The 24,149-nt window shown below is 45.1% G+C and carries 22 protein-coding genes and 1 tRNA gene; 13 read left to right on the forward strand and 10 right to left on the reverse strand.

The features are described from left to right. The 3 genes from KO518_RS12380 to KO518_RS12390 all read right to left on the reverse strand — a co-directional run bounded on the left by KO518_RS12380 (window position 1) and on the right by KO518_RS12390 (window position 3,895). On the reverse strand, window positions 1–2,016 hold the full coding sequence (locus KO518_RS12380; protein ID WP_216026125.1) for a DUF3488 and transglutaminase-like domain-containing protein: 2,016 nt from the start codon (window positions 2,014–2,016) through the stop codon (window positions 1–3). Continuing rightward, complete coding sequence (locus KO518_RS20250) at window positions 2,013–2,711, reverse strand: DUF58 domain-containing protein (protein WP_216026126.1); 699 nt, start codon at window positions 2,709–2,711, stop codon at window positions 2,013–2,015. Before KO518_RS20250 ends, KO518_RS12380 begins: the two co-directional genes overlap by 4 nt. Before the next feature lie 266 nt (window positions 2,712–2,977). Continuing rightward, window positions 2,978–3,895: a MoxR family ATPase gene (locus tag KO518_RS12390; RefSeq protein WP_216026127.1), complete on the reverse strand. Its 918-nt coding sequence runs from the start codon at window positions 3,893–3,895 to the stop codon at window positions 2,978–2,980. 202 nt (window positions 3,896–4,097) lie between these two features. On the opposite strand from KO518_RS12390, the gene seqA reads away from it, so the two are divergent. From seqA to KO518_RS12425, 7 genes are all read left to right on the forward strand, one after another. Beyond that, window positions 4,098–4,727, forward strand: a complete 630-nt coding sequence (gene seqA / locus KO518_RS12395; RefSeq protein WP_216026128.1) for a replication initiation negative regulator SeqA — start codon at window positions 4,098–4,100, stop codon at window positions 4,725–4,727. 46 nt (window positions 4,728–4,773) lie between these two features. Continuing rightward, window positions 4,774–6,426, forward strand: coding sequence for a phosphoglucomutase (alpha-D-glucose-1,6-bisphosphate-dependent) (pgm, locus tag KO518_RS12400; RefSeq protein WP_216026129.1), 1,653 nt, complete (start codon window positions 4,774–4,776; stop codon window positions 6,424–6,426). A 227-nt stretch (window positions 6,427–6,653) separates the two neighbouring features. Beyond that, window positions 6,654–9,140, forward strand: coding sequence for a glycogen/starch/alpha-glucan phosphorylase (locus KO518_RS12405; RefSeq protein WP_216026130.1), 2,487 nt, complete (start codon window positions 6,654–6,656; stop codon window positions 9,138–9,140). A 183-nt stretch (window positions 9,141–9,323) separates the two neighbouring features. Continuing rightward, the gene (locus KO518_RS12410) at window positions 9,324–10,634 is read left to right on the forward strand and encodes a bifunctional diguanylate cyclase/phosphodiesterase (RefSeq protein WP_216026131.1); all 1,311 of its coding nucleotides are present in this window, start codon (window positions 9,324–9,326) and stop codon (window positions 10,632–10,634) included. 72 nt (window positions 10,635–10,706) lie between these two features. After that, the gene (gene astE, locus KO518_RS12415) at window positions 10,707–11,744 is read left to right on the forward strand and encodes a succinylglutamate desuccinylase (RefSeq protein ID WP_216026132.1); all 1,038 of its coding nucleotides are present in this window, start codon (window positions 10,707–10,709) and stop codon (window positions 11,742–11,744) included. Next, a complete protein-coding gene (locus KO518_RS12420) occupies window positions 11,737–12,153 on the forward strand; it encodes an HIT domain-containing protein (RefSeq protein ID WP_216026133.1) in 417 nt (138 codons plus the stop codon). The genes astE and KO518_RS12420 overlap by 8 nt, the downstream gene beginning before the upstream one ends. After that, entirely contained in the window at window positions 12,150–12,473 is a 324-nt protein-coding gene (locus tag KO518_RS12425; protein WP_216026134.1) for a heavy metal-binding domain-containing protein, read from the forward strand. The genes KO518_RS12420 and KO518_RS12425 overlap by 4 nt, the downstream gene beginning before the upstream one ends. 17 nt (window positions 12,474–12,490) lie before the next feature. On the opposite strand, the gene KO518_RS12430 is transcribed toward KO518_RS12425, so the two are convergent. From KO518_RS12430 to KO518_RS12455, 6 genes are all read right to left on the reverse strand, one after another. Further along, the gene (locus tag KO518_RS12430) at window positions 12,491–12,637 is read right to left on the reverse strand and encodes a DUF2897 family protein (protein WP_252736109.1); all 147 of its coding nucleotides are present in this window, start codon (window positions 12,635–12,637) and stop codon (window positions 12,491–12,493) included. Then, window positions 12,634–13,308 carry a M15 family metallopeptidase gene (locus tag KO518_RS12435; RefSeq protein ID WP_216026135.1) on the reverse strand — a complete coding sequence of 225 codons (675 nt, stop codon included), beginning with the start codon at window positions 13,306–13,308 and terminating at the stop codon, window positions 12,634–12,636. The genes KO518_RS12430 and KO518_RS12435 overlap by 4 nt, the downstream gene beginning before the upstream one ends. Then, window positions 13,305–14,432: a succinyl-diaminopimelate desuccinylase gene (gene dapE, locus KO518_RS12440; RefSeq protein WP_216026136.1), complete on the reverse strand. Its 1,128-nt coding sequence runs from the start codon at window positions 14,430–14,432 to the stop codon at window positions 13,305–13,307. The genes KO518_RS12435 and dapE overlap by 4 nt, the downstream gene beginning before the upstream one ends. Beyond that, a complete protein-coding gene (locus KO518_RS12445; protein WP_216026137.1) occupies window positions 14,429–14,779 on the reverse strand; it encodes an ArsC family reductase in 351 nt (116 codons plus the stop codon). The genes dapE and KO518_RS12445 overlap by 4 nt, the downstream gene beginning before the upstream one ends. Window positions 14,780–14,915: 136 nt before the next feature. Continuing rightward, a complete protein-coding gene (locus tag KO518_RS12450; protein WP_216026138.1) occupies window positions 14,916–15,410 on the reverse strand; it encodes a PTS glucose transporter subunit IIA in 495 nt (164 codons plus the stop codon). 10 nt (window positions 15,411–15,420) lie between these two features. Beyond that, window positions 15,421–15,804, reverse strand: coding sequence for an ACT domain-containing protein (locus KO518_RS12455; protein WP_216026139.1), 384 nt, complete (start codon window positions 15,802–15,804; stop codon window positions 15,421–15,423). Window positions 15,805–16,099: 295 nt separating this feature from the next. On the opposite strand from KO518_RS12455, the gene KO518_RS12460 reads away from it, so the two are divergent. From KO518_RS12460 to KO518_RS12480, 5 genes are all read left to right on the forward strand, one after another. Further along, complete coding sequence (locus KO518_RS12460; RefSeq protein ID WP_216026140.1) at window positions 16,100–16,468, forward strand: VOC family protein; 369 nt, start codon at window positions 16,100–16,102, stop codon at window positions 16,466–16,468. Between the two features lie 57 nt (window positions 16,469–16,525). Next, window positions 16,526–17,608: a patatin-like phospholipase family protein gene (locus KO518_RS12465; RefSeq protein WP_216026141.1), complete on the forward strand. Its 1,083-nt coding sequence runs from the start codon at window positions 16,526–16,528 to the stop codon at window positions 17,606–17,608. A gap of 278 nt (window positions 17,609–17,886) precedes the next feature. After that, entirely contained in the window at window positions 17,887–19,089 is a 1,203-nt protein-coding gene (locus KO518_RS12470) for an MFS transporter (RefSeq protein ID WP_216026142.1), read from the forward strand. Between the two features lie 131 nt (window positions 19,090–19,220). Then, a tRNA-Val gene (locus KO518_RS12475) sits at window positions 19,221–19,297 on the forward strand. 889 nt (window positions 19,298–20,186) lie between these two features. After that, window positions 20,187–22,334, forward strand: coding sequence for a penicillin acylase family protein (locus tag KO518_RS12480; protein WP_216026143.1), 2,148 nt, complete (start codon window positions 20,187–20,189; stop codon window positions 22,332–22,334). 109 nt (window positions 22,335–22,443) lie between these two features. Here KO518_RS12480 and KO518_RS12485 read toward each other — a convergent pair whose 3' ends face one another. Continuing rightward, window positions 22,444–23,331, reverse strand: a complete 888-nt coding sequence (locus KO518_RS12485; protein WP_216026144.1) for an endonuclease/exonuclease/phosphatase family protein — start codon at window positions 23,329–23,331, stop codon at window positions 22,444–22,446. 309 nt (window positions 23,332–23,640) lie between these two features. Between KO518_RS12485 and KO518_RS12490 the strand changes: the two genes are divergently transcribed. Next, window positions 23,641–24,132 (forward strand): RNA polymerase sigma factor, encoded by a 492-nt coding sequence (locus KO518_RS12490; protein WP_216026145.1) that lies wholly within the window; start codon window positions 23,641–23,643, stop codon window positions 24,130–24,132. The last annotated feature ends 17 nt before the right edge of the window (window positions 24,133–24,149 follow it).

A 24,149-nucleotide genomic window follows, 5' to 3' on the forward strand; every position in this document is an offset into this window, starting at 1 on the left:
CTAACGCGAATGTTGTTTTAACGCTTTACTAAATTCTCTCGATGCCGCTTTAGCTTCGGCTGCACTCACAGGTGGGCCGCCATATTCACAATATTCAAAATATGCAGTAATAACGCGAAATGGTGTAAGAGCGATAGGCGACAGCTGGATTTCCAGCGTGCGTAGTAATTCGCCGGGACTTTTTTTCTGTCGCTCAATATGACACTGGCGGTATAGCTGCGCTGTCGCAGCCATATAGAGTTTGTAATGCAATGGATAGTTTTTGCGCCGCCAGTTGGGCAAAAAGTAGAGTGCCAGCGCAGAAAGAATGGTAAGCACAATAGCAACGCCCAGTAATGACAACTTCCACGGCGAGAGCTCGCCTAGCAATTGGGTAAAAAATGCATTTTGTTTTTCGCTGTTAAAACCTAAAAACCATTTACCCCATAAAAAATCCATTTGCGCAGAGAGATTTCTAAAAAACGCAAACGCTTCTAAGTGGCCTAAGCCGGTAAACGGGTGCTCGCCGGTTAGTTCACCGGAAAACCGCGCAGCTTCTTCAAACCCTGCAGTGATTCGGCTTGGGGCAACCTGAGTAGTCGGGTCAAAAGTTTGCCAACCACTGTCATCCAACCACGCCTCGACCCACGCATGGGCATCGTATTGATATACGTTTATGGTGGTATCGTTAATTTGTTTACCTCCTTGATACCCTGACACTACGCGCGCTGGGATACCTGCAAGTCTAAGAGCATAAGCCATTGCGCTGGCGAAATGGGCACAGAAACCAGCTTTGTAGTTAAAGAGAAAGGAATCGACGGGGTCGTACAACATTGCCGATGGTGCCAGTGTATATTCAAAGCCATTTTCCCTAAAGTACATCATGATGGCATCTGCGTAGGCATGGTTATCAGAATAGCGGGCGCGAAGTTTTTTTGCCCACAACTGGGTTTGCGGGTTTGTTTGCGTTGGCACGTGTAAATTTAGTTGTTTATCTAAAGAAGCAATGCCTTGATCCCGCTTGGTGTCAGGGAAAGACTCAACTTTGTAGGCGAAGCGGCTAAACAATGGCTGGTTTGCCGTTAATTGATAATTCCAACCTTGTTGTATATCACGCCTTCCTGCTTCTGAGGCTGGAATGGCGGTATCCAGTGCGTATAGCCAGCGTTGCTGGGTGGGTTCGCTAATTACCTCGTAACGAAAAGGTTTACCTCTAACCTTAGGATCAAATTGCTTACCCATGTGTTGTAATTGCGCAGAGGCGTAGCGTCGGGTATCACTGACAAACCAACTATTGCCGTCGAAATCTTCTAACACAATGGCGCGCCAGTAACGCTGTTGAGGAGCGGGCACGACACCGGTAAACGATGCGGTAAAAGCGAGCTTTTCCGACTTAGTTAAACCGGCAATATCTCCAGGAGTCATATATTCAGATAAGCCAGTTTCACCAGAATGCCCTTCGGGCATCTTCCAAAACGGGGGAACTTTGGGCAAAAACACAAACAGTAGTACTGCTATTGGGAGAGCTTGAAGCACAAGTATTAAGGCTCTTTTGCACTGCTGTGATAGCTTCATGGCAGGAGTGTGCGCTGAAATCAGTACCATGATGAGCAGGGCGAAAACACTGATATAGAACAGAGACCACGCTAACGATTGGTAGAATATGAAGCCACATGCAACAATAAAAACGCCACTGATCACCAGTTGATAAAAATCTCGGCGTCGATGTAACAATATGAGTTTTAACGAACAAGCCAACAGCAGTAAATTCACCATGATATGCAATACGTCCATGTTTTCACTGGTGGTGATAAGCGTCACAGAAGCCAGCAGCGCGAGCAGATTTACCGTGCGTTTCCCCGGTGCGTGATTGTACCAGCCCAGATATAAAAAGAGCCTTACTACACAGGCGCACAAACACAGTAATAAAATCCAAAAATGAGTATCGGCAACCAGAGATACACTAATCACAGCGTAAAAAATAGCAATCAATAGACTCGGCAGGTACGATGCTACTGGCAGGCGGGCATGCATCATTTTGGGTAACTCCCAGGATACAATGATAAGGCTTCTAAACACGTTTGCTCGTGAAGCTTGCCCATAGCTGGCGGAATAATAACGTCACCTAATTTTAATCCGAAGGGGTGTTGCCGACGGCTTAGACGGTTCACTTGCCAGCACAACATGGACAGGCTTGTCTCGATGTCGGTATTCAATGTGCTGATGTCCAGCCAGGTAACGGCCGATTGCTGCCGGATAAATACCTTGCTTGCCCATTCGCCACCTTTAGCGACTTTTTTCCATGCTACTTTATTGAGTGGATCACCTGGTTGAAAAGGATGTAGTGCAAAGAAATCGTCACTGCCAGGAATAGTATTGCGTTTATTACCGTCTGACATATCGTGTTCGCTGAAGGTTTTGTCTGCGGCCTGAGGGCTTGGATATACCCAAAGTTCCTGACCAAAATCCAGGTGGGTCCAACATCTCAGTATGCCCAAGGGATAAGCACAGCGAAGGGTCACGCGAGGCAGGCGACATTTCCCTCTGGTGGTGGTTGCTATTGGTACTGCAAACTGCGACTCTCCCGCATCGAAGTTTATATAGTAGGAGTTTTTGTCGTTTTTCATTCCCACTTCAAGCATTCCTTTGGGGGAGTGTGCTGACCCCATTGCTTTTACAGTCAGATAAGCGGTTTCTCCGGCGTAAACGGGCTGGGGCTGCTGAGCCGACACTGTTATTCGGGCGAAGTTTTTATACGCTGTAAACAGGGAGATAAGAAAAAGGCTCGATAAGCACTGGCTCAAAAAAAGTAGCAAATTGTTTTGATAATTTACTGCAAGAACAAACAGGCAGACGGTCATGAGGAGGTAAAAAAAGCCGAACAAACCTGGAAAAATAAAGATATTTTTTCTGTTTAACCGGACGGAAGAGTTGGCAGGTATGCGCGATTCAAGCCATTTTTCCGACATGACATTCAGGGTTTGACGAACCCCCATGGCTATGCAGCCAAAGGATCAATGCTGGCCAGCAATTGCTGACTCAGGCTGGTTTCTACGGTGTTTTGCTGATGAGCAGTGTGTAATCGGTGTTCAGCAACTGCGACGAAGGTAGCTTGAACATCCTCTGGCACGACATAATCTCGGTTGTGGATAAATGCCCAAGCCTTGGCTGCATTCAGAAGTGCCCTGCTGGCACGAGGCGAAAGCGGCTGAGGATAAGTACTATTACCTCGGCTCTCATTCACCAGGTTTAAAATGTAGTTTAATACGGCGTCACTGGTTTTGACGTGCTGTACGGCTTGCTGATAGTGCCTTAGCGTGTCGCCTGTCATTATTGTTTCAAGATTTTGACGTTCACGGCCCAGCGTCGTTTTCAGCATGGCTTTTTCTGCATCCCACGATGGGTACCCCAGTGAAATACGCATGAGGAATCGGTCCAACTGAGACTCTGGTAGAGGAAAAGTGCCTCCCTGGAATGAAGGGTTTTGTGTTGCGATAACAAAAAATAACTCCGGGAGAGGGCGAGTTTGGCCGTCAACACTCACTTGGTTTTCTTCCATAGCCTCAAGCAGTGCGCTCTGGGTTTTCGGTGACGCTCGATTAATTTCGTCCGCTAATACCAATTCGTTGAATATGGGGCCAGGATGAAAATGGAATGCGTGTTTTTGCTGATCAAACACGTTTACGCCAAGCATGTCTGACGGTAATAAATCAGAGGTAAATTGAATTCTGCTATAAGACAAGCCGAAAATATTAGCCAGTGCGTGGGACAATGTGGTTTTTCCCATTCCCGGTAAATCTTCAATGAGCAGATGCCCTCTGGCGAGCATGCAGGCCACCGCCAGTTTAAGCTGATTGGGCTTGCCGATAATAACGTCGGACAGGGCCTCAACAATGGATTCAAACTCGCTGCGCATATGGTGTCCCGGCTCTTAGTAGTCTATTGGTTCATGGTATCAATATTACAACGGCTATTGGTTAGTGAATTGATACCTAAGTATAGACCGACAACGCTATTTTTTTGATGGAATTATAGCCATTCTGCAATCCCGGTAGATTAAGTGCTGTTTTCGCAGAAGCGGTTGTCTATAATGATTCGGATTGTTAAGGAAGTAAGTTATGAAAATAATAGAAATAGATGATGAACTCTATACGTTTATCGCCAGTCAGACTAAGCACATCGGTGAAAGTGCCTCTGAGATCCTCAGGCGCTTATTGATGACAGACGCTGATCACACTAAAACCGCGTCTGTCGAATCTTCGATAGCGAAGGAGTCAGTATCGGTGGCATCAGTGGATAAAACGTCCCAATCTGCTAAATCTCAGACTCAAAGCAAAAAAGCGGTAGCGCCCAAACGCCAATCTTCTGCCAGAACACCTGCGGCTGAATTTACATTTGTTAACGGCAGCGGTGATATTGAAAACCGATTAAATGATAAAGCGTTGGCAAATTATTCCAAACGTGTCGATCAGTTCCTTTTTATACTGTCTGAACTACACGATTTACACAAAACCGCATTTTCTAAGGTGGAAGAAATAAAGGGAAAAAACCGCATTTATTTCGCAACGAGCAAAGAGGCACTGTTAAATACCGGTAGCAGTACGAATCCGAAACAAATTCCGAACAGCGACTATTGGGTTGTTACCAACAACAATACGGCCAAAAAAGTTGCTATGCTCAGGCAGGTATTGCAAACATTGGGATACACTGAAGATGCAATCGGCGCAATTATTGCAAAATTTGCGTAACACGTTCAAACGTCAATGCGACGCCCAGCGATAGAAAGGATGAAAAATGGCATTACACCCCCAGGCAGGACAACCCGCATCACCCGAGCAACTCGTTAATGTTGCGGAGTTAATTACTCAGTACTTTTGTTACGAGCCAGAACCTGGTGTAGCGGCACAAGCAGTAAGCTTCGGCACGTCGGGTCACAGAGGAACCGCGGCGAATACTACGTTTACCGATGTCCACATAGCGGCAATTTGCCAGGCGTTAGCTGAATACCGGCAGTCTGAAAATATTACCGGCCCTATGTATATTGGTAAAGATACTCATGCCTTGTCTGAACCTGCAATGGTAACGGCCATTGAAGTATTGTGTGCTAACAAGGTGCAGGTGGTCATTCAGCGCAAAGACAATGCCAGCCGGGGCTACACACCAACACCGGTTATTTCCCGTACCATTATTCGTTATAACCGGAATCGCTCATCAGCATTGGCTGACGGGATTGTTATTACGCCGTCTCACAACCCGCCATCTGATGGAGGCTTCAAGTATAATCCTCCCCACGGCGGGCCGGCAGACAGTGATGTGACTACTGTCATTCAAAACAGGGCCAATGAGATCATCGCCGACAACTGCAAGGCTGTAAAACGCATGTCAATTCAAGCTGCACAGACCGATGAGCTGGTGCAGGAAGCTGATTTTATGGAAGCATATATCGATGACCTGGCAGATGTTATTGATATGCAGGCCATCGCAAAGGCAAAGCTGAAACTCGGAACAGATCCTCTTGGCGGCGCTGGTGTGGGCTATTGGCAACGTATTGCTGAAAAGTATGACCTGGATATTACCGTGGTAAACGACATCGTTGACCCTCAGTTTGGGTTTATGCGTCGGGATAAAGACGGCAAATTGCGTATGGATTGTTCGTCAGCATACGCAATGGCGGGCTTGATTGAACTCAAAGAAAAATTTGACCTGGCTTGGGGTAACGATCCTGATTTTGATCGCCACGGAATTGTTTGTCCCAGCTCTGGCCTGATGAATCCAAATCACTACCTCGCTGTTGCTATTCAGTATCTCTATACACACCGTTCCGATTGGCCGGCAGATCTGAAAATTGGTAAAACACTTGTATCGAGCTCAATGATAGATAGAGTCGCCGCTGATTTAGGAAGAGAGTTAGCGGAAATGCCGGTTGGCTTTAAATGGTTCGTTCAAGGACTGGCGGACAATGAGATTGGTTTTGCCGGCGAAGAAAGTGCTGGCGGAATTTTTTTACAGCGCAACGGCACGACCTGGGCGACAGATAAAGACGGCTTCATCATGTGCTTGCTGGCTGCTGAAATTTTGGCCGTCACCGGCAAAGATCCTGGTGAGCACTATGAGGCATTAACTCAGAAATTTGGTGCGCCTAATTATCAGCGAGTAGACGTTGCAGCATCACTTGAAGAAAAGCGAAAGTTATCTGAAATGGATAAATCTGTTGTGACTAACCACAGTTTAGCCGGAGAAGCTATCACCACGGTTCAAACTCATGCGCCGGGCAATGACGCTGCAATTGGTGGGGTCAAAGTGTCAACAGAAAACGGTTGGTTTGCGGCTCGACCGTCGGGTACTGAGCAAATTTACAAAATTTATGCAGAAAGTTTCAATGGTGAAAGTCACTTACAGGACTTAATTAAAGAAGCGGAAGCCTTGGTTGATAAAATTATAAAATAAAACCCAAATGTAGTTATTTTGCATAATAAATGTTATTTTTGTGTTAATAAAAGAGCGATTTCCGAAAGGAAGTCGTTTTTTTTTGTGTTTTTAACAAAAAAATTACAAAAAGGCGTCTAAAACATTGCTATATTCCTGTCATATCACCGTGATAGTTTGTAATTTTATTACTTTATGCGGTTATTAAATCACCGCATAAATCCATTCATAGCAAAGTGAGAATTGATATGAACGCCAAATCACCGAAAACCGCTTCGTCTTCAGTGGTCGTTAGTACAAATTCAAAAAAAGCATTCAAAGATGCGGTTATCCGTCATCTGCACTGCACCCTGGGAACAGACGAAAACAAAGCCAATAACCATGCATGGTGGAAAGCAACTTGTGCGGCCATGCAGGAACAAGTACTTGAAGGGCTGCGTAAAACGCAGAAGACCCACTATATGAATGACACCCGGGCGGTGCATTATTTTTCGGCTGAATTTCTAATGGGGAGACTGTTGTCAAATAACCTACAGAACTTTGGCTTGTACGATGTCGCAAACGATGCGCTGAAAGAACTGGGCGTAGAGCTAGCGGATGTAATGGAAGAAGAGCCTGACATGGCTCTGGGTAACGGTGGGTTAGGGCGCTTAGCCGCTTGTTTCATAGATTCACTGGCAACCATGGAGCTTCCAGCAATTGGATACGGTATTCATTACGAGCATGGGTTGTTTCGCCAGGAAATTCAGAATGGCGCTCAAATCGAGCGTCCCGACAGCTGGAGAGATTTTGGGAACCCGTGGGAAATATGTCGGCCAGAGTCTATTCAGCAGGTCTCTTTATACGGCTATGTGGAAACCAAATACGGTGACAATGGGCGTATCCAAAAGGAATGGCACCCTGGCTCTATTGTAAAAGGGGTGCCCTGGGATATTCCGGTTGTTGGCTATGGTGGTAAAACGGTAAATGTATTGCGCCTGTGGAAAAGTGAATCATCGCATTATTTTAACTGGGATGTGTTTAACGCCGGAGGTTATGTTGATGCCCAGCGGGAAAATGTACAGGCAGAAACCATTTCTAAAGTACTTTACCCCAATGATGAAACTGAGGCCGGTAAAGAACTTCGCCTTATCCAGCAATACTTTTTCTGCTGTTGCTCTTTAAAAGACATTATTCGTCGTTACAAACGGGCCCACGGTGACGATTGGAGTCGCTTTGTCGATCAAGTCGTTATTCAACTCAACGATACGCACCCTGCTATCGCCATACCTGAACTGATGCGGATTTTGGTGGACAGGGCGGAACTGGATTGGGATACAGCGTGGGGTATTTGTACAAAAGTGTTTGCCTACACCAACCATACGCTGTTGCCGGAGGCACTGGAAAAGTGGCCAGCACGAATGATTGAAAAAATTCTGCCCCGTCACTTAGAAATTATCTATGAAATTAATCATCGTTTTATGGCTGAGGTGGATAAAAAATGGCCCGGCGATAACGCGAAAAAAACCAAGCTATCGATCATCGAAGAAGGGAATGAGAAGATGGTCCGAATGGGTAATCTGTCGGTTATCGCGTCTTTTGCTGTTAATGGCGTCGCTGAGATTCACTCTAAATTGGTAAAACAGAACCTGTTTCCAGAATTTGATGCGTTGTGGCCCGGTAAGTTAACCAATGTTACCAACGGTATTACGCCACGCAGATGGTTAAAAGCTTGTAATCCTGCGTTGTCTAAGCTTATTGATAAGAAGATTGGCGACGATTGGCCAACGGATCTCAAAAAGCTGGAAGGGTTGGCGAAATTTGCTGATAACAAGACTTTCCAGAAACAATTTATGAAGGTGAAACTGGAAAATAAGCGCCTACTCGCAGAGGAAATAAAAAACTCGCTGGGGATTGACGTTGATGTTAATGCAATCTTTGATGTGCAAATCAAACGGCTTCACGAGTATAAGCGCCAGCACCTTAATTTACTCCATATAATGGCGTTGTATCGCCGTCTGTTGGAAAACCCCGACTACGATATGCACCCCAGAGTGTTTATTTTTGGGGCTAAGGCTGCTCCGGGATATAAACTGGCTAAGGATATTATCTATGCCATTAATATGGTGGCAGATAAAATTAATAACGACAGGCGTGTGAATGACAAACTTAAGGTGGTCTTTCTGCCCAACTACCGCGTTTCTCTAGCGGAAAAGATGATCCCAGCGTCTGATGTATCAGAGCAAATAAGTACTGCGGGTAAAGAAGCATCGGGTACGGGGAATATGAAGCTGGCACTTAATGGCGCGTTAACAATAGGTACACTAGATGGTGCAAATATTGAGATTGCTGAAGAAGTAGGTGATGACAACATCTTCATCTTTGGTCTTACGGTAGATGAGGTTCACGCCCTAAAAGAAGAAGGGTATAACCCCTATGATTTTTACTATCGCGACGCAGAGATTAAAGCAGTACTGGACTGGCTAGAAACTGACTACTTCACGCCAGGCAAGCCTGGTGCATTGGTTTCTATAAAGCAGAGCCTACTGGACAATGGCGACCCGTATTTGGTGCTAGCAGATTTTCGTGCCTACTCCGATGCCCACAAAAGGGTAGATGAAGCGTACAGAGAAAAAGAGCGCTGGGCAAAGATGGCCATTATTAATACAGCGAAAATGGGCAAGTTTACCTCTGACCGCTCTATTGCTGATTATGTCGAACGTATTTGGAAACTGGATTCCTGTGCGGTGAAGTAAGTCTGAAGGATAGGGGAAATCAAGAGGTGCCGTCAGGCACCTCTTTTTTGTGGGGTAAACGAGGTCAAGCGGGATTTATAGCCAGGTATAGTTAGCAATACGAAATAACGCTTGCTCGTTTCATGAGGCCATGTTTTATTAGTTACACCGACATTAGCCGTTGTTTTAGCGCCGGAAAATAAGATGAGTTGTTTGCATAAGAGCTTAGCCACCATACCTAACCGTTATGCCTTTATTGATACCATCGATAAGTGTGCATCCCGCTATGAGCAGTTCTCGCTTATGTTGGTTGACGTGGTGCGCTTCTCTGATGTCACTACAAGTCTTGGTATTAGAGTGGCCGATCAATTCCTGTTAGAGATAGCAAATCGCATTATTCTATTATTTGACGATTCCGTTTATTTTGGCCGAATTAGCGGTGATGTTTTTGGCTTGGTTTTCCCGAATAAAACCCAACACGGGGAGTTGCAAGCCAGCTTTAATTACCTGGTTGAACATTTTAAAACGCCTATGCATCATGAAAATCACGCGTTCATCGCAGACTTTAATGTGGGGGCGGTTGTCGGTAAACAGCAAGGGTTTGAATTAACTGCATTTGTGTCTAAAGCTGAGGCAGCACTAAAACAAGCCAAGGAAAACAAATACGAAAACTTCCATTTGATGAGTATGGAAGAAAAAGCTGAAACCGGGCGCAGTCTGGCGTTAAAAGCGGATTTAAAAAGGGCCTTATTGGAAAATGAGCTGGAGTTGTATTTTCAGCCCAAAGTGGATTTGCGTTCCCTGAAAATTATTAGCGCCGAATGCTTGTTGCGCTGGAATCACCCTTTGGACGGTGTGCTTTTCCCCGGCCCGCTCATTGAGGCGGCTGAATCTTACAATATGATGAACGAGTTGGCTTACTGGACATTCGAGCAAGCTTTTCTCAGCATGAAGCATCTCAAGCAACAGGGGGTTGAAATCTCCTTATCTGTGAATATTTCCCCTACGCAACTTTACGATAGTAAACTCATCCCAACACTTATTCGCTTGCGCGACAAATATCAGTTGTCACTATCGTGTTTTGAATTGGAATTAACAGAAGATGTGGCGCTATCTAATTCGTTGATGGTAAAAAAGCAACTGCATCAACTGGGCGCGTTAGGCATTGAAATAGCCGTTGATGACTTCGGGAAAGGTTATTCTAATTTAGCGTACATTCGCGATCTCGATATTAATGTACTCAAGGTTGATAAAACCTTTGTGATGGAGTTAACCGAGAATCCGGTCAATCGGGCCATTATTGAAGCGGCAAAGGTAATTGGGCAGGCGAAGAACTGCGAGGTTGTTGCTGAAGGTGTTGAAACCATTGAGCAATTGCATTTGCTTAGAGATATCGGCATACACACAGGGCAGGGATATCTTTTCTCACGTGCCGTGCCGTTATCAGTATTTATTGATTTAGCCCGGAGTGAAATTATGGTTGGTGGCTCTCCGTTACGCAGGATGCTAGTTTAACAAGCCCATTATTTGTTTTTTTCGTATAAGTCGATATGATCGGCATTTATTTGCTGCCAAAACAGGACAACAATGCAAAGCCGACTGCTTGCCCATGGCGATTTTCTCAACCTTTCACGTTTTTCTCCAGACCTTGTTTATGCACAAACTTTCCGATTAACATCAGGTGTTAGCGCCAATATTATTGCGCCCGGTATTGTCCAGTTTATGCCACCAGAGATCGACGATGCCGGAAAATTCATCGTATTGTCCTCAGGTATTCACGGAAACGAAACTGCGCCCATTGAAATATGTGACAACTTTGTCAAGCAGATATTTACCGGCGCGCTGGTTCCTGTTTTTCCAGTGTTGTTTGTATTTGGCAATTTACCCGCGATGGCTATAGCTGAGCGTTTTGTAGAAGAAAATATGAATCGCTTATTCAGTGGTGCTCACAGTCAAAGTGATACAGCGCCCAATGCAGAACGTATAAGAGCGAAACAATTGGAAGAGGCGGTGGCGGCTTTCTTCGCGCTGTCCAGCCCAAGTAGTACGCGTTTACACTACGACTTACACACAGCCATAAAGGAATCGAAGAACGAAAAGTTTGCTGTTTATCCTTTTTTACATGATAAACCCTATAGTTTAGAACAGATCGGATTTCTGCAAGCCTGTGGCGTCAACACTATACTCTTGTCTGAATCGCCCACCACGACCTTCAGTTATTTTTCGTCTCGGCAATTCGGCGCCCATGCTTTCACCGTAGAATTGGGCAAAGTGAGACCATTCGGGCAAAATGATATGTGTCGATTTAATGATGCCAGAAACGCGTTACTGTCGCTGATGTGTGACCGCAATGTGGCATACACCGTGCAGAAGGACACACTGGAATTGTTTCGGGTTAACCAGGTCATAAACAGGACAACAGAAAATTTCACCTTGCATTTTGATGCGTCCACGCCAAATTTTGCTGGTTTTAGCAAGGGGGAGAGTTTGGCTTCAGATGGAGAGAAGGCTTATTTGGCTGAGTATGACGGCGAAGCCATTGTGTTTCCCAATGCTAATGTGGCTTTAGGGCAACGAGCGTTGCTTACCGTGGTTCCGACTAAGCTTGAGGATTTACATGTTTGAACTTGACGCGAGACTTAACAACGATACGGTGTTTATAACCGATTTGCCGCTGTGTCGTGTGCTGTTAATGAATGACTCCCAGTTTCCATGGGTTATTCTGGTACCCCGGGTTGCAGGTGCTACAGAATTTACGGATTTAGACGAGAAGCAGATGACACAATACACGTTTGAATCTCTGTTGTGTAGTGAAATACTGTCTGTGCTTTACAAGCCAGATAAAATGAATATTGCAGCACTTGGTAATATCGTTAAACAGTTGCACATTCATCACGTGGTGCGTTTTGATTGCGATGTTGCCTGGCCCGCACCAGTGTGGGGCAGACAGCCCGCTGTTCCCTATGAACCTGCAATACTAGACGAACACGTCAGTCGCCTGAAACAGGCATTTTCAACGAAGGAAAAAATATGATCATAACTACTACACCTACAATAGAAGGAAAAACCATTTCTCAGTATCACGGCATTGTGGTGGGAGAAGCGGTAATGGGCGCCAATTTGTTTAAAGACTTATTTGCGTCTATCAGAGATATCGTTGGTGGGCGTTCGGGGTCGTATGAAGATGAACTGACAAAAGCCAGGAAACTGGCATTTTTCGAGTTAGAACAAGAAGCACGCGCAATGGGAGCCAATGCTGTAGTTGGCATCGATATTGATTATCAAGTTATTGGCGATAAAGGCAGTATGCTCATGGTGAGTATAGCAGGCACTGCCGTTCGCGTTGCAGACTAGTGAAGTAATTGACGGGGTTAATCGCCCTCGTCATCTTCCCATTTTCGCGGTTGAAAGCCTTTTGGGATGTGAAATTTAGAGGATGATTTCAACAATAGTACATTGCCGATAATGAACCCCATTGCCAGCACAATAATTAGAATTAGCCAACCAATACTCATCATATACCTTCATTAAGTACGTAGCGATGGTACAGTTCATCGATACGACTAAGCACCGCGTCTTTTCCTTCCATGTCAGCACCGGCAATAACATCAGCAAGGGCATTCACGTTGCGTTGTTGTTCAAAGTCCGCAGCAGTTTTTGCATGACTCAAGTGCCACAACTCTACTGAAACCCCGTTATTATCTTCCGTGAACGGGCGAAAGAAGCCAAATCGGCTTAGGTTGTTATCCAGCCACTGCGCCAACGGGTAACAGGGGCCGCCAGAGCGATATTCGGCATCAACTAAATCAAAGCCATTATCACATTGTTCCACAGCTCGCTTATCGAACACGTCTATGTCTGTTCCCCAATGGTGGCGGCTTCCTCCGGGTAAGGCTGACCACGTGAGGATAGCTTCAATTTTACCGTTGTCATCCAGCTGTCGGTAATCCAGTGCAACCCCGTACTTGTCGAAAAGGGTTGCTTCACCTCGCCATTTCTTGTTCCAAATTTGTAACTGACGGTGGAAGTTGCGATAACTGCTGAGGAGTTGGCAATCAATGCCATCCGCTTGAGCTGCTTGTTGTAAAGCAAGCCAATCTTCAACCACAGCTTCATGGAGTTCAAAGCCACTGGCAAGGGCGGTAAGGAACGGGTTATCGATGCCTAACCAGGCATTGTTGCACTTCATGTCAACAGTCTCACTAGAATTCCGTAGTAGATATTGGCAAGCATGTCCAGATCGGCCATTTTGACGCATTCATCAACTTTGTGAATGGTGGCATTGACAGGGCCTAATTCAATGACCTGGGCCCCAGTGGGAGCGATAAAACGGCCATCCGACGTACCGCCGGCGGTGGAAAGTTGCGTTTCATACCCTGTCGCTTCGCAAATAGCATGTTGGGTAGCTTCTACTAAATCGCCTTTATCTGTTAAAAATGGTTGCCCGTTAAATGTCCATTTTATGTCGTAATCTAAGCCGTGTTTATCCAGTATAGTGATGACCCGTTCAATGAGCTGATTATCGGTTACCTCCGTAGAAAAACGGAAGTTAAAGCATACCTGGCATGTACCTGGAATAACATTGCCTGCACCTGTACCGGCGTGAATATTGGATATTTGAAAACTGGTTGGAGGGAAAGATGCGTTGCCATTATCCCAGTGTGTTTGGCTAAGTTCTGCCAATGCTGGTGCAGCATCGTGAACAGGGTTTTTTGCCAGGTGAGGATAAGCCACATGCCCTTGCACACCTTTTATTGTCAGGTCGCCTGTGAGCGATCCCCGGCGGCCGTTTTTAACAATATCTCCCACCTGTTTGGTCGAGGAGGGCTCACCTACAAGACACCAGGTGATCTTTTCGTTGCGCGCTTCCAGGGTATCGATAACTCGCGTGGTACCATTGATAAACGGCCCCTCTTCGTCACTGGTTATGAGGTAAGCAATACTGCCTTTGTGTGTGGAGTAATCGGCTACGAAACGGCGTGTGGCAACCATCATTGCAGCCAGACTGCCTTTCATATCCGCGGCCCCACGGCCGTGTAGGTAACCCGCTTTTTCAGTGGCTTCAAAGGGCGGGGTTTGCCAGGCGTCTTCAGGCCCGCTTGGTACCACATCGGTATGACCCGCAAAACAAAAAACAGGCGCTTGGGTACCGCGGCGGGACCACAAATTAGTGGTGTCTTCAAACACCATGGTTTCGTGGCTAAATCCGGACTCGCTAAGCCAGTCTTTCATGTATTCCTGGCAGCCCGCATCTTCTGGAGTTACGGAGCGCCGATTAATGAGGTTTTTAGCAACATCTATAACTTGGCTCATGAGGCAAAAATTTCCTCGTACTGTGCAGGTTTAAAAGCCAGGTGATAGTTGCTGTTGTGTATCAGTACCGGGCGTTTTATCATCGCAGGGTTGGCTAATAGAAGCGCAAGGGCTTTGCGTTCATCCAAATTCGTTTTCTCTTCTTCAGAAAGCTGCCGGAACGTCGTACCGCGTTTGTTGAGCAGGTTTTCCCAACCGAGTCGGGTTGCGGTTTGGCTAAGCCACTCCTCGCTTAACCCGTCTTTGCGATAGTCGTGAAAGGTATATTCGATACCGCGTTGTTCCAGCCATTTTTTTGCTTTTTTGATGGTATCGCAATTGCTGATACCATAAAGGGTAGTACTCATAAAATAATTTTGCTTAGTTATAAAATGCTGCCAGTCTAGCTTTGTTAACTGAGCGATGCAAAGCCTGGTAGGGACAAACGTGTACCCGAAGCGGTAAAACGAGAAAATAAACCCTCGCTACGGATTTCAGCCCTGGTTATAAATATACATAAACTAGCGGGTCTTGATTGGCGATAACACTCTGTAACGAACTTTTTCTCAATCCCGCACATTTATTTCCATTCACCAGGGTTAAAGCGCCAGTAGTGGGCATGTTGTTCTGTTTCATCCAGTTTAATTGGAAACGGAATACTGGGTCACCGGTTTTTAGCGCTTGGCCTTCTCGACAGACAAACTCGCACTTTTCACCCATTAGAGCGCGATTTGGCAAATTCAGGCTTATCCACAGTTTTAGACCGAAAGGGGTTTTTAGTGTGACTTCATATCCGTTGCGGGGCAATGAAACTACCTTGCAATCTGTTGGCGCAAAAAGCGTATGCCCGGAAAAGTGAAAGAAACAAGCAGGCCCCCAAAGTCCGCTTGTTACCAGAAGGGCGTCCACATCTGCTTGTTCAGCGATAGTGCCGTTAACAGGTGCTGTTAGAATGATTTCGCGCTTTGCGTTTAGCGGGCGCTGGTGTATCCATGGCATGGCTGTTTTCTCATTCAATAATGGTGTAGCCGTCTTTTCTCAAGGCAGTAACGGCATCCTGAAGTTTATCGGCTTTAACTAAAAAGAAATCGGTGTCGAATGTAGAGACGATGAACATACTGACTTTTGCTTTTGCTAGAACAGCACCTAAATTGGCCATAATGCCCACCATGGAGAGAGCCAATGGGCCTAATAATTCCAGTGCGCACCACCCTTTGTCGGATTCTAACGAAACGAGGTTTACGGAACTTGGCACAACGACAGACAGGGTGTCTTCTGTTTTCCCAATAAAGAATAAACGACTGTTTAAAACTTGACTCGGTATGGCACTATGGGGGTCAAATGCATGAATGGTGAATTCTTCATTGATGATAGCCAGGGTTTGTTTGCTCATTGATTTTGCGTCTGATAAAGGGAAGTCAAATTTTAAAGGATTATTCAACAGACTTCACCTGGTGTTATCCACTTTATCTGTGGATAAGTTTGTTGAGTAGTGTGTGTGATTGTTATAGGTTGTTGATATTATAAATGTTATTTAATCGGTCAAACATTGTTCAGTGGATAACATTGGTATTTTTTGAAGCATTTTCCACAGGCCGTGTCTACCTTTTAAATAAAAAATATTTAGAAAAATGAAGAAATTCTTTACTCTGTTAACCTTGACACACTAAAAGAAAGATGAGGCGACAATGAGTACTTCAAATGAATCCTGGCGTGATCTTACCGTAGCCAATGCCGATGATGTCAGTGCATTTTATCAGCATGTTTTGGGGTGGGAAAAGGAAGCAGTAAACATGGACGGTTACAACGATTACATTATGAAAGATGCAGCGGGCAATGTAATGGGGGGGATTTGCCGTCGCCAAGGCGCCAACGCGCAGGTTCCGGAGGGGTGGATAACGTATTTTACAGTATCGGACTTCGATGATGCGCTACACAGGGCGAAACAAAGAGGTGCTAACACAATGGGGAAAGTGAGGCAGCATGGCAATGCACAATTTGTTTATGTGACAGATCCCTCCGGGGCTTGCTTCGCGTTATACGGTGAGTCTTCATGACAAAGTAAACCTGCGCTGGTAGAGTAAGAGTTTGACTTAAAGGTAAAGGAATATCCATTGACCGCGCCGCTGAATATATACGCTGGCCCTGGCGCGCTGGCGACACTTAAAAAGTACGGTTTTTATCCCTTGTTGTTTAATTATTTTTTGGGGGCATCCGGAGGGCCCAAGTGGTTTGTGCTGGCAGGATTAGACAGGGTGCTGTTTCCTGAATGGTTTAACAACAGGGGAGGTCAGGTTCAGGTTATTGGTTCTTCTGCGGGAGCGTTTAGAGCCGCTTGTGCAGTGCAGAATGACCCGTTGCAGGCATTTAACGCGTTGGCCAAACACTACTCGGAAACCGTGTATTCTGCTAAGCCCACGGCAAATGAGATTACCGGCAAAGCCAGGGACCTTATTTCAGCTGTACTGGGGGAAAATGGAACGTTAGACGTAATTAACAACCAACGCTTTAAAGCGCAAATATTCGTCTCCCGTTGTTATAATGCTATGGCAAGTCGTGGTCGAATTACACAGATGCTCGGTCTGGCCATGAGCGCGGCAGTCAACGCCGTAAGTAGGAAAGCACTGGGTGCATTTTACTCAAGGCATATATTTTCTGCGCCTGGCAGCGACTTTGAGATAAGTGATCCCTACAATCTTAAAACGGAGATCACAGACTTGTGTTTGGTGAACGTCAAAGAAGTGCTATTGGCCTCTGGCTCAATTCCTTTGGTACTGGAGGGTGTGGAAGATATCCTTGAGGCGCCTAAGGGAATGTATCGGGATGGCGGGATAGTAGACTATCATTTCGATTTGTCTTTTGGGTCTCAGGATGGTTTGGTTTTGTACCCTCACTTTTACGATACACCTGTGCCAGGGTGGTTTGACAAAGGAATTAGACGGCGTTTACCCCACGCAAGTAGTTACAACAATGTCGTTATGCTGGTGCCGTCTAAAGCATTTGTTGCCTCGCTACCATACGGAAAAATACCAGACAGAAGTGATTTTAAAAACCTGGATACCACCACACGGATAAAGTACTGGCGACAGGTTTTGGAAGAAACGGATAGGTTGGGAGAGTACTTTATGAAAATTACTGCTGATGGCAGTATTATGGATAAAATACAACCACTTCCGTTTACGCTGTTACCTAGCTAGGGGCGCTGATTCACGGCTTTTCATTGTACTCCGGCCCTGAGTACAGATTTTCCAGGTTCGAAAGGGCTTTTAAGGGCGATTGTTAGCCGGTATAATCTGCAAAAAAATAGAATTAGAAAACTGTAACTGTTTGTCGTGGCGGTTACAGGTACCATAAAAATAATCCTTTCGACAAATCCCTACGTTCTTAAATACGTCTATATCAATGATTTCGCCGCGTTTGAAACCTGGCGAACGATGATGGTTTTTTATATCCTGCTCCAACGTAAAAGGTAGTTATGACAGTTATCAATACTGCACAAACACGGTCACATTTTTGGCCGATTTTCATTATGGCAATGGGGTCCTTTATTCTCGGACTGACCGAGTTTTCGTCTATGTCCATGTTGCCATTAATCGCAGAGTCATTACAGATCACGCCATCAGAAGCCGGTAATGCCATTAGCGGTTATGCGATAGGCGTGGTTATTGGTGCGCCGCTATTTATGTTGCTGACAAATCGCACTAACCGTCGTACGTCTTTAATTTTATTTGCCTCAATGATGTGTATTGCAAATGCGCTGAGTGCTATCGCGTCGTCATTACCTGAACTGGTGTTCTACCGGGTGCTGAGCGGATTACCTCATGGTGCCTATTTTGGTACGGCGCTACTGATTGCCTCTGAGATGGCGCCTTTGGGTAAGCGAGCCAGTTATATGTCTAAAGTGTTTGCAGGCTTGACGATTGCCACCATAGTGGGTGTGCCTATGGCAACCTTGATTGGGCAAAATATCAGTTGGCGTGCGTGTATGGCGATTGTTGCGGTAATGGCGTTTATTGCGACTTTTCTCATTTACTTCGTTGTACCAAGTAGCCCAGTAAAAAAACCTACACGGTTAAAAGAAGAATTCGGCGTATTAAAAAATAAGCTCATTTGGTCTATCTCTGGCATTATCTTCATAGGTTTTGGCGGCGTGTTTTGTATTTATACCTATCTTGCGGACACAATCATCAACGTTACCGAAGCGCCAGAGGTAACAATTTCAATCGCTATGATGATGTTTGGCATAGGTACAACCATTGGTAATTTAGTGTGCGGTAAACTGGCCGATCATTCGCCTCTGGCAACCACTGGCATTGCATTATTATGTAGTATTGCTATTTCCATACTCTACGTCTTCGCCGCTCACAACATATACCTGGTTTATATCAGTGTATTTTGTTTGGGGGCAAGTGTTGGCTTGGCCGCGGTAATACAGTCTATGTTGTTAGACGTTTCACCTACAGGCCACGCTATGATTGGTGCACTGGTACAATGTGCGTTTAATACCGCCAACGCCATTGGGCCCATGGTGGGCGGCGTAGTACTAACCTCCGGAGGCAGTTTTAATATGACGGGGTATGCCGCGGCTTTGCTGTTTCTCGGCGGGTTTGTTATGTGGGCGTTGAGTTATGCACAAATGCGAAACCGCAACGATAGCGCGGTTCAGGTCGCTTCTTAATATTGATCGGCGTTTGCTTTGCTGGCCAAAAGTTATTCATTTAAACGGTTTATGACAAAAACTGCTTGCACCCCATGATAGGCGCGGCTATTATACGCGCCGTTCTCAGCAATCGCTGATAAGGTCTGAATGCGTCTATAGCTCAGTTGGTTAGAGCGCTACCTTGACATGGTAGAGGTCCCCTGTTCGAGTCAGGGTAGACGCACCAATTATATATCCAATAAAGTCCAATACAGACTTATAATTCCATAATGTTCAATGCTTTAAGGCTCTAGTACTCCAACTCGGTCCAAACAGACTCAACCAAATCCAAGAGTTTTGGTAAATACCCAGAGGTAAACTTGCAAAAGCGCGAAAAGTTGCGGAGTGAATGCAGGGAACAGTTGGCTAGTGACATCGACCCTAAAACCTTTAGAGACGAAGCCAAGCATGAGCGTAAAACGGCACATGGAAATACATTTCAAGTTATCGCTGAACAATGGACTATAGAGAAAGTGACCCCTAACCGAAACAATCCAATTTTTCCTGATTACAAAAATATCTTCTGACGTTAAGTTATATGGTTTCGATGGACCAGGCTTGCTTGAGCTACGAATAGTAAGCTCATCAAGTGTGATCACACTTTTTCCGTTATCGATATCATTCGGCAATTCACTATTGCATAACTCTGAAATATCGGGGTATTCTGGAATTCGAAATGATGAAGAATTCATTCCTGCCAATCAAAATATAAGAGGTCGGGAACGTTAGAGCCTTTATCAATAAAGAACAATTTTTACTGAGTTTGCCAGTCTCGATAATCTACTGTTTTCTTCAGCATCCAATACATGGTTGGCTGCATAGGACCTTGCCTGTATTGCATCTTTACGATGCGTGTTTTTGTTAATTTTGTCGTTTGTGACAGAATGAAAATAGATCGCAAGAAAATATCTTGCAGGACGAATCGTGGGAAAAAGGTCCATCTTTCGTATTTTCACTGACTATAAATCATCCCGTGCGCGGGTATTTAACCGCTGCCAACCTTTGGAATTAAATGTTCCTCGATCACAAGGCTGTGGGGTTCTGCTTAACTTTTTCAAAGAATAAAGAATGACATTATGAGAAATAAAATAACGCTATTTCTACTTGGTGCTGTGCTGAGTCTACTTTTGACAGGATGTGATTCGTCGTCATCGGAAACCGCCAAAACGCCAGACAAAGAAACCGTTCTGCGCGCATCCGGAACTGAAATCATCTGGGATACATTTGGCGTTCCCCATATTTACGGCGATGATGCACCTTCTGTTTTTTATGGTTTTGGTTGGTCACAAGCGAAAAGTCAGGGCGACGCCATTTTGCGTTTGTATGGCCAAGCCCGTGGTCGTGGTGCAGAGTATTGGGGAGAAAAGTACGAAGAAACGGATAAATGGTTGCTGGGCAATGATGTGCCAGAACGAGGAAAACAATGGTATCGCCAACAATCTGAAGATTTTAAGCAAAATTTGGATGCTTTTGCTCAAGGTATCAACGATTACGCAAACACCCATCGCGACACTATTGACGCTGAAGTACTGAAAGTACTTCCTGTAACCGGTGTCGATGTGGTGACACATGCTCATAGGTTAATGAATTTTATCTATGTCGCTAACCCTGGTCGCATAATCGGCAACGCTGCGCCACCAGTAAAATCTGGTTCAAATACCTATGTAGTCATGCCTCAAAAATCAAAAACAGGAAATACACTGTTGTTGCAGAACCCACATTTGCCATGGGCTACCGGCTTCTTCACCTATTTCGAAGCGCATTTAGTGGGGCCTGATTTTGAAATGTATGGCGCTACGCAAGTGGGGTTACCGGTGATCCGGTTTGCGTTTAACCAAAACATGGGGATCTCAAATACGGTCAACGGCATGCTGGGCGCTACCTCTTATCATCTTAAACTAAAAGACGACGGTTACGTGTTCGACGGTGAAGTACGAAAATTTGATTCTGAAGTAAAGACTTATCAGGTATTGCAGGATGACGGCAGCACAATTGAAAAGTCATTATTGGTTAGGAAGACGGTTCACGGCGCCGTATTTGAGCGTGATGACGGGGAGATTATTGCACTGCGCGTTGCCGGCCTTGACCGCCCTGGTATGTTGCAACAATACTTTGACATGTTGCAAGCCAAAGATTTTGATGAATTTCAATCCATCATGAAGCGCTTGCAAATTCCCACATTTAATATCACCTATGCAGACAGAGCAGGCAACATTGAATATCTCGACAATGGCATTTTGCCGAAACGGGATAAGGGGGATTTAGCATTCTGGAAAGGGTTAGTACCAGGCGATACCTCTGAGTATCTGTGGAGTGACATTCACAGCTATGACGAGTTACCCAAGGTAATTAATCCGCCAAGTGGCTTTGTACAAAACGCCAATGATCCACCATGGGTCGCCACTTATCCGCCGGTATATAAAGCGGAGGATTTCCCTTCGTACGTAGCGGTTAAAGGGCCCATGTCCTTTCGGGCACAAAATGCCGTTAAAATGATGGTTGAGCGAGAAAAGATTAGCTTTGATGATTTTGAAGAAATAAAGGTGTCTACATACGCCTTAATGGCAGACCGTGTTTTGGATGAGTTATTGGCAGCCGCAGCGACAGACAGTGACCCTGACATGCAGGCCGCAGTAAATCTACTGTCTGAATGGGACCGTACTTTTTCTGAAGGCAACCGAGCAGGTATGTTGTTTGAAGCCTTTGCTACAGAGTTTTCCGGCCCGCCACCGAGATTTCTGGGGAAAAACAACTATAAAACTCCGTGGTCGATTGATGCCCCTATCACCACGCCTACAGGCCTCAAAAATAGTAATGAGGCGGTTGAGATGTTGCGTGTTGCCATAAAGAAAACAAAAGAAAAATATGGAAAAATCGATCCGCGCTTTGGTGACATTAATCGCTTTATTATTGAAGATGTAAACCTGCCTGGCCACGGTGGTTTTGGTAATTTAGGCGCGTTTAATGTTATCACTTGGATGGATTCAGACGGCGACGGTGTTCGCGAGCCCTACCACGGTGAAACCTGGGTTTCTATGGTCGAATTCTCAAGCCCCATTAAAGCAAAAGGACTGATGGCTTACGGTAACTCCCGCCAAAAAGGAACGGTGCACTATGCTGATCAGTTGAAGCGCTTACGCAATGATGAATATCGGACATTGTGGTTACAAAGGGATGAAATTGAAGCCAATGCTGAATCCAGAGAATTCATCCTAAAACCATAGCAGCAATTAATGGCCAGCGTAACGGCGCTGTTACTGATGGTTTGATGAAAAAGCAAAGCCACTTGCCGATAGGATACAACCCATATTGGAGTGAGTGGCTTATTTCTGCCTAGAGCGAAAGCGTTACTGCGATGGGACAGTGATCACTTAACCGATGGGCGTCTTCGCTATAACTACCCGCAAAGATAAGCTGTTCGAAAGAATCGTCGATAAGAAGCGATCTCGCATTTGGGTCAAGCACAATGTGATCAATATAGTCTTTGTAGTAACCGCCCCAACATTCTGAATCCTTGGTCAGTGTTGGACTCCACATCGCCTCAGCACCCTCATCGTCGATGGCCTGCCATAAGCCGGATGCTTCAGACTGTTTGTTGGCAATGTCCTGGACAAAACGGCGATTGAAATCGCCAAGTACGGCAAAAGGTGTCCCTTCTTTTGCGCGGGCATCTATCCAGGCTTCAAGTGGTTCGATTTGTTTGCCCAGTAAATAGCAGGCATTTTTTTCTTTTTGTTGTTTTTCTTCAGTAGTGGGCATGGCATCAACATTGTCTTTATCAAGAGGTTTTTCAAAACATCCTGACTTGAGATGCACGCTCAATAAACGGAATTGTTTACCCTCTTTACCCAGAGTCACATCCATACCGTAGCGCACACTGCCTACGTCCAGCGCTTTATACTCTAACGCTTTGATGTCGTAACCGGCGGATTTACGCACAGCAACGCCGACACGTTGAAACCAATCTTTCGAAGAAACATAGACATCATAGTCGTCGCCGAGGGCTTTTTGCGTTAACGCGACGGATTCTATTTCCTGTAAGGCAATCACATCGGCATTAAGTTGCTGAGTATAGTCACGCAGTTCCTGATAATCTTTTTCTGTACGAACATTGTTTTCATGGTCGCTCAACCATTGAATATTCCACGTTGCAATTTTTAATTCTTGCGCGAATGCGCTGGTGCTAAACAATATGCATATAATTAAAAAGAACCGAATCACTCTGTCATCCTATTGATAGTTTGGGCAAGGTAAAGGTAACACGTTTAGTTCGTCTTTTAATCCAAACTTTTTCTATTAGACAACGGCCCTTTTACAGGCTCATTTCACATTTTTAAAAAAAATGTGTGAGATTTACCTTCCTGCGGCGAATCATTATTAAACTACATTTTTTAACGACTGAGTTTTGCAATGGGGAATGGCATCGCGATAATTCATTTTCAGCGGTTCGCCCAATGGAGTTTACTGTCCGTCAATAAGACGTTTTATCTGGGTTACGAATAGATGCAACAGGCCGTTAAGAAAAGTGAGATGAATACAAGTAAGCATGCGCTATATCTGGAGATCATAGAAAAGCACAAGGGCATTGTTTTTAAAGTTACTCGCGCCTACTGCAAAAATTTCTTTGACCAGGAAGATTTGGCGCAAGAAATTTTTGCACAAGTTTGGCGCTCTTTAGATACGTACAACGTTGCTTTTAAAGTGACCACGTGGATGTATCGTGTGGCACTTAATGTTGCCATTTCCTTTTACAGAAAAGACAAAACAATCGCTTATGCGCATACGGAAATGGAAGACAGGCTACTTAGTTATGATATGGAACAGGAAAGTGAAAATGAACAGGATTTGCGTGAATTGTACGGGTTTATTAATAGGTTAAATGACATAGATAAAGCGGTTTTATTAATGTACTTAGACGGCGAGGAACAGTCTGAAATCGCCGCCAACCTGAGTATCTCTGTTTCCAATGTCTCAACCAAAATTAGTCGAATTAAGCAAAAGTTAAAGCAAAGCGTCGGATAACAACGAAAGGGTGGAAC

This window comes from Aestuariibacter sp. A3R04, assembly GCF_018860805.1.
Taxonomy (GTDB): domain Bacteria; phylum Pseudomonadota; class Gammaproteobacteria; order Enterobacterales; family Alteromonadaceae; genus Alteromonas.

Coding starts and splice junctions, on each gene's coding strand:
- KO518_RS12380 (WP_216026125.1), bottom strand. CDS start 2,016: ATGATGCATGCCCGCCTGCCAGTAGCATCGTACCTGCCGAGTCTATTG.
- KO518_RS12390 (WP_216026127.1), bottom strand. CDS start 3,895: ATGCGCAGCGAGTTTGAATCCATTGTTGAGGCCCTGTCCGACGTTATT.
- seqA (WP_216026128.1), top strand. CDS start 4,098: ATGAAAATAATAGAAATAGATGATGAACTCTATACGTTTATCGCCAGT.
- pgm (WP_216026129.1), top strand. CDS start 4,774: ATGGCATTACACCCCCAGGCAGGACAACCCGCATCACCCGAGCAACTC.
- KO518_RS12405 (WP_216026130.1), top strand. CDS start 6,654: ATGAACGCCAAATCACCGAAAACCGCTTCGTCTTCAGTGGTCGTTAGT.
- KO518_RS12410 (WP_216026131.1), top strand. CDS start 9,324: ATGAGTTGTTTGCATAAGAGCTTAGCCACCATACCTAACCGTTATGCC.
- astE (WP_216026132.1), top strand. CDS start 10,707: ATGCAAAGCCGACTGCTTGCCCATGGCGATTTTCTCAACCTTTCACGT.
- KO518_RS12420 (WP_216026133.1), top strand. CDS start 11,737: ATGTTTGAACTTGACGCGAGACTTAACAACGATACGGTGTTTATAACC.
- KO518_RS12425 (WP_216026134.1), top strand. CDS start 12,150: ATGATCATAACTACTACACCTACAATAGAAGGAAAAACCATTTCTCAG.
- KO518_RS12430 (WP_252736109.1), bottom strand. CDS start 12,637: ATGATGAGTATTGGTTGGCTAATTCTAATTATTGTGCTGGCAATGGGG.
- KO518_RS12435 (WP_216026135.1), bottom strand. CDS start 13,308: ATGAAGTGCAACAATGCCTGGTTAGGCATCGATAACCCGTTCCTTACC.
- dapE (WP_216026136.1), bottom strand. CDS start 14,432: ATGAGCCAAGTTATAGATGTTGCTAAAAACCTCATTAATCGGCGCTCC.
- KO518_RS12445 (WP_216026137.1), bottom strand. CDS start 14,779: ATGAGTACTACCCTTTATGGTATCAGCAATTGCGATACCATCAAAAAA.
- KO518_RS12450 (WP_216026138.1), bottom strand. CDS start 15,410: ATGCCATGGATACACCAGCGCCCGCTAAACGCAAAGCGCGAAATCATT.
- KO518_RS12455 (WP_216026139.1), bottom strand. CDS start 15,804: ATGAGCAAACAAACCCTGGCTATCATCAATGAAGAATTCACCATTCAT.
- KO518_RS12460 (WP_216026140.1), top strand. CDS start 16,100: ATGAGTACTTCAAATGAATCCTGGCGTGATCTTACCGTAGCCAATGCC.
- KO518_RS12470 (WP_216026142.1), top strand. CDS start 17,887: ATGACAGTTATCAATACTGCACAAACACGGTCACATTTTTGGCCGATT.
- KO518_RS12480 (WP_216026143.1), top strand. CDS start 20,187: ATGAGAAATAAAATAACGCTATTTCTACTTGGTGCTGTGCTGAGTCTA.
- KO518_RS12490 (WP_216026145.1), top strand. CDS start 23,641: ATGAATACAAGTAAGCATGCGCTATATCTGGAGATCATAGAAAAGCAC.